At 52.9% G+C, this 5235-nt stretch carries 1 tRNA gene and 3 rRNA genes; all 4 read right to left on the bottom strand.

The features are described 5' to 3' along the window. Nucleotides 1–5 precede the first annotated feature (5 nt). Nucleotides 6–121, bottom strand: a 5S ribosomal RNA gene (rrf, locus tag NC856_RS17480). A 106-nt stretch (nucleotides 122–227) separates the two neighbouring features. Further along, nucleotides 228–3134, bottom strand: a 23S ribosomal RNA gene (locus NC856_RS17475). 230 nt (nucleotides 3135–3364) lie between these two features. After that, nucleotides 3365–3440: transfer RNA gene (locus NC856_RS17470), tRNA-Glu, on the bottom strand. 86 nt (nucleotides 3441–3526) lie between these two features. Then, nucleotides 3527–5069: ribosomal RNA gene (locus tag NC856_RS17465) — 16S ribosomal RNA — on the bottom strand. Together the 16S, 23S and 5S rRNA genes with 1 tRNA gene alongside form the textbook arrangement of a ribosomal RNA operon. Nucleotides 5070–5235 lie beyond the last annotated feature (166 nt).

Raw genomic sequence — 5235 nt, 5'->3', positions numbered from 1 at the left:
TTGATGCCTGGCAGTTCCCTACTCTCACATGGGGAGACCCCACACTACCATCGGCGCTACGGCGTTTCACTGCTGAGTTCGGCATGGGGTCAGGTGGGACCACCGCGCTATCGCCGCCAGGCAAATTCTGTTTCATCCCGGTCGTTACCCTCTTCACTGTAACCACCAGAACCAATCTCAAAACAAGCCGATTTCTTCGTCTCTCTGTAAAACACCTTCGGTGTTGTAAGGTTAAGCCTCTCGGGTCATTAGTACCGGTTAGCTCAACGCATCGCTGCGCTTACACACCCGGCCTATCCACGTCGTCGTCTTCAACGGCCCTTATGGGGACTCTACGTCCCAGGGAAGACTCATCTCGAGGCAAGTTTCCCGCTTAGATGCTTTCAGCGGTTATCTCTTCCGCACTTAGCTACCGGGCAATGCAATTGGCATCACAACCCGTACACCAGCGGTGCGTTCACTCCGGTCCTCTCGTACTAGGAGCAACCCCTCTCAATCTTCCAACGCCCACGGCAGATAGGGACCGAACTGTCTCACGACGTTCTAAACCCAGCTCGCGTACCACTTTAAATGGCGAACAGCCATACCCTTGGGACCTACTTCAGCCCCAGGATGTGATGAGCCGACATCGAGGTGCCAAACACCGCCGTCGATATGAACTCTTGGGCGGTATCAGCCTGTTATCCCCGGAGTACCTTTTATCCGTTGAGCGATGGCCCTTCCATGCAGAACCACCGGATCACTAAGACCTGCTTTCGCACCTGCTCGAGCCGTCACTCTCGCAGTCAAGCTAGCTTATGCCTTTGCACTAACCTCCTGATGTCCGACCAGGATTAGCTAACCTTCGTGCTCCTCCGTTACTCTTTGGGAGGAGACCGCCCCAGTCAAACTACCCACCAGACACTGTCCGCAACCCCGCTCAGGGGCCCACGTTAGAACATCAAACATCAAAGGGTGGTATTTCAAGGTCGGCTCCACGCAGACTGGCGTCCACGCTTCAAAGCCTCCCACCTATCCTACACATCAAGGCTCAAGGTTCAGTGTCAAGCTATAGTAAAGGTTCACGGGGTCTTTCCGTCTTGCCGCGGGTACACTGCATCTTCACAGCGAGTTCAATTTCACTGAGTCTCGGGTGGAGACAGCCTGGCCATCATTACGCCATTCGTGCAGGTCGGAACTTACCCGACAAGGAATTTCGCTACCTTAGGACCGTTATAGTTACGGCCGCCGTTTACCGGGGCTTCGATCAAGAGCTTCTCCCTGAGGATAACCCCATCAATTAACCTTCCGGCACCGGGCAGGCGTCACACCGTATACGTCCACTTTCGTGTTTGCACAGTGCTGTGTTTTTATTAAACAGTTGCAGCCAGCTGGTATCTGCGACTGGCTTCGGCTCCATCCGCAAGGGACTTCACCTACGCGCCAGCGTGCCTTCTCCCGAAGTTACGGCACCATTTTGCCTAGTTCCTTCACCCGAGTTCTCTCAAGCGCCTGAGTATTCTCTACCTGACCACCTGTGTCGGTTTGGGGTACGATTGACTGTTACCTGGTGCTTAGAGGCTTTTCCTGGAAGCGTAGCATCAGTTGCTTCATCACCGTAGTGATTCGTCATCACGCCTCAGTGTTAACAATGACCCGGATTTTCCAAAGTCATCCACCTGCACGCTTAAACCGGGACTACCGTCACCCGGCCAACCTAGCTTTCTCCGTCCCCCCTTCGCAGTAACAACCAGTACAGGAATATTAACCTGTTTCCCATCGACTACGCTTTTCAGCCTCGCCTTAGGGGTCGACTCACCCTGCCCCGATTAACGTTGGACAGGAACCCTTGGTCTTCCGGCGTGCGGGTTTTTCACCCGCATTATCGTTACTTATGTCAGCATTCGCACTTCTGATACCTCCAGCAACCCTCACAGGTCACCTTCTCAGGCTTACAGAACGCTCCCCTACCCAACAATATCGCTATTGCTGCCGCAGCTTCGGTGCATGGTTTAGCCCCGTTACATCTTCCGCGCAGGCCGACTCGACCAGTGAGCTATTACGCTTTCTTTAAATGATGGCTGCTTCTAAGCCAACATCCTGGCTGTCTGGGCCTTCCCACATCGTTTCCCACTTAACCATGACTTTGGGACCTTAGCTGGCGGTCTGGGTTGTTTCCCTCTTCACGACGGACGTTAGCACCCGCCGTGTGTCTCCCGTGATAACATTCTACGGTATTCGCAGTTTGCATCGAGTTGGTAAGTCGGGATGACCCCCTAGTCGAAACAGTGCTCTACCCCCGCAGATGAATTCACGAGGCGCTACCTAAATAGCTTTCGGGGAGAACCAGCTATCTCCCGGTTTGATTGGCCTTTCACCCCCAGCCACAAGTCATCCGCTAATTTTTCAACATTAGTCGGTTCGGTCCTCCAGTTAGTGTTACCCAACCTTCAACCTGCCCATGGCTAGATCACCGGGTTTCGGGTCTATACCCTGCAACTTAACGCCCAGTTAAGACTCGGTTTCCCTGCGGCTCCCCTATACGGTTAACCTTGCTACAGAATATAAGTCGCTGACCCATTATACAAAAGGTACGCAGTCACACCCCGAAGGATGCTCCCACTGCTTGTACGTACACGGTTTCAGGTTCTCTTTCACTCCCCTCGCCGGGGTTCTTTTCGCCTTTCCCTCACGGTACTGGTTCACTATCGGTCAGTCAGGAGTATTTAGCCTTGGAGGATGGTCCCCCCATCTTCAGACAGGATATCTCGTGTCCCGCCCTACTCATCGAACTCACAGCAAGTGCATTTTTGTGTACGGGGCTGTCACCCTTTGTTGCGCGACTTTCCAGACGCTTCCACTAACACACAAACTGATTATGGTTCTGGGCTACTCCCCGTTCGCTCGCCGCTACTGGGGGAATCTCGGTTGATTTCTTTTCCTCGGGGTACTGAGATGTTTCAGTTCCCCCGGTTCGCCTCATGCCACTATGTATTCATGACATGATAGTGTGACGTATCACACTGGGTTTCCCCATTCGGGTATCGTCGGGTATAACGGCTCATATCACCTTGCCGACGCTTTTCGCAGATTTGCACGCCCTTCATCGCCTCTGACTGCCTAGGCATCCACCGTGTACGCTTTCTCGCTTAACCTCACAACCCGAAGGTGTTTCCACCCGCGCGCTGCGATTATTTGAGAGACGCTGATACGACAACATCATCATTAAAGATAATCGTCGCCGCATCGTTTCAAATTTCAGCTTGTTCCAGATTGTTAAAGAGCAATATCGTAAACCCTGACTTTCTCAAGTCAGCTTTACGATATGAGGTAAGCATGATGACCTACTGAAGACCCCCGCTTTCACCGGAATGGTCGGATGCGCTGGCGTCCCCTAGGGGATTCGAACCCCTGTTACCGCCGTGAAAGGGCGGTGTCCTGGGCCTCTAGACGAAGGGGACACGACACCGTACTTTGTTGACGCTTTTGCTCGTTACTTTCATCAGACAATCTGTGTGGACACGTCACTCAACTCACATCTCTGTGTTAAGGAGGTGATCCAACCGCAGGTTCCCCTACGGTTACCTTGTTACGACTTCACCCCAGTCATGAATCACAAAGTGGTAAGCGCCCTCCTAAAGGTTAAGCTACCTACTTCTTTTGCAACCCACTCCCATGGTGTGACGGGCGGTGTGTACAAGGCCCGGGAACGTATTCACCGTAGCATTCTGATCTACGATTACTAGCGATTCCGACTTCATGGAGTCGAGTTGCAGACTCCAATCCGGACTACGACGCACTTTATGAGGTCCGCTCACCCTCGCAGGCTCGCTTCTCTTTGTATGCGCCATTGTAGCACGTGTGTAGCCCTACTCGTAAGGGCCATGATGACTTGACGTCATCCCCACCTTCCTCCGGTTTATCACCGGCAGTCTCCTTTGAGTTCCCACCATCACGTGCTGGCAACAAAGGATAAGGGTTGCGCTCGTTGCGGGACTTAACCCAACATTTCACAACACGAGCTGACGACAGCCATGCAGCACCTGTCTCAGAGCTCCCGAAGGCACAACCGTATCTCTACAGTCTTCTCTGGATGTCAAGAGTAGGTAAGGTTCTTCGCGTTGCATCGAATTAAACCACATGCTCCACCGCTTGTGCGGGCCCCCGTCAATTCATTTGAGTTTTAACCTTGCGGCCGTACTCCCCAGGCGGTCGACTTAACGCGTTAGCTCCGGAAGCCACAGTTCTAGACCACAGCCTCCAAGTCGACATCGTTTACAGCGTGGACTACCAGGGTATCTAATCCTGTTTGCTCCCCACGCTTTCGCACCTGAGCGTCAGTCTTCGTCCAGGGGGCCGCCTTCGCCACCGGTATTCCTCCAGATCTCTACGCATTTCACCGCTACACCTGGAATTCTACCCCCCTCTACGAGACTCTAGCCTGTCAGTTTTGAATGCGGTTCCCAGGTTAAGCCCGGGGATTTCACATCCAACTTAACAGACCGCCTGCGTGCGCTTTACGCCCAGTCATTCCGATTAACGCTTGCACCCTCCGTATTACCGCGGCTGCTGGCACGGAGTTAGCCGGTGCTTCTTCTGCGGGTAACGTCAATCAACAAACTTATTAAGCTTATTGCCTTCCTCCCCGCTGAAAGTGCTTTACAACCCGAAGGCCTTCTTCACACACGCGGCATGGCTGCATCAGGGTTTCCCCCATTGTGCAATATTCCCCACTGCTGCCTCCCGTAGGAGTCTGGACCGTGTCTCAGTTCCAGTGTGGCTGGTCATCCTCTCAGACCAGCTAGGGATCGTCGCCTAGGTGAGCCGTTACCTCACCTACCAGCTAATCCCATCTGGGCACATCCGATGGCGTGAGGCCATTAGGTCCCCCACTTTGGTCCGAAGACGTCATGCGGTATTAGCTACCGTTTCCAGTAGTTATCCCCCTCCATCGGGCAGTTTCCCAGACTTTACTCACCCGTCCGCCGCTCGTCACCCAAGGAGCAAGCTCCTCTGTGCTACCGCTCGACTTGCATGTGTTAGGCCTGCCGCCAGCGTTCAATCTGAGCCATGATCAAACTCTTCAATTTAAGATTTGTTTGATTCGCTAACTTAATAGCTCTGCTCGAAGAATTAATAACTGTTTATTCGTAATGAATTTACTGTCAGTCACTCTTCAAGACTTTTTATATCGTTAAGATACGGTCTTGTGAGTGCCCACACAGATTGTCTGATTGAATTGTTAAAGAGCAGTGC

Source organism: Brenneria izbisi (genome assembly GCF_025840185.1).
Lineage (GTDB): Bacteria > Pseudomonadota > Gammaproteobacteria > Enterobacterales > Enterobacteriaceae > Brenneria > Brenneria izbisi.
The sequence above is the reverse complement of the archived record's forward strand: the minus strand, read 5'-3'. Positions and strand labels throughout refer to the sequence as shown.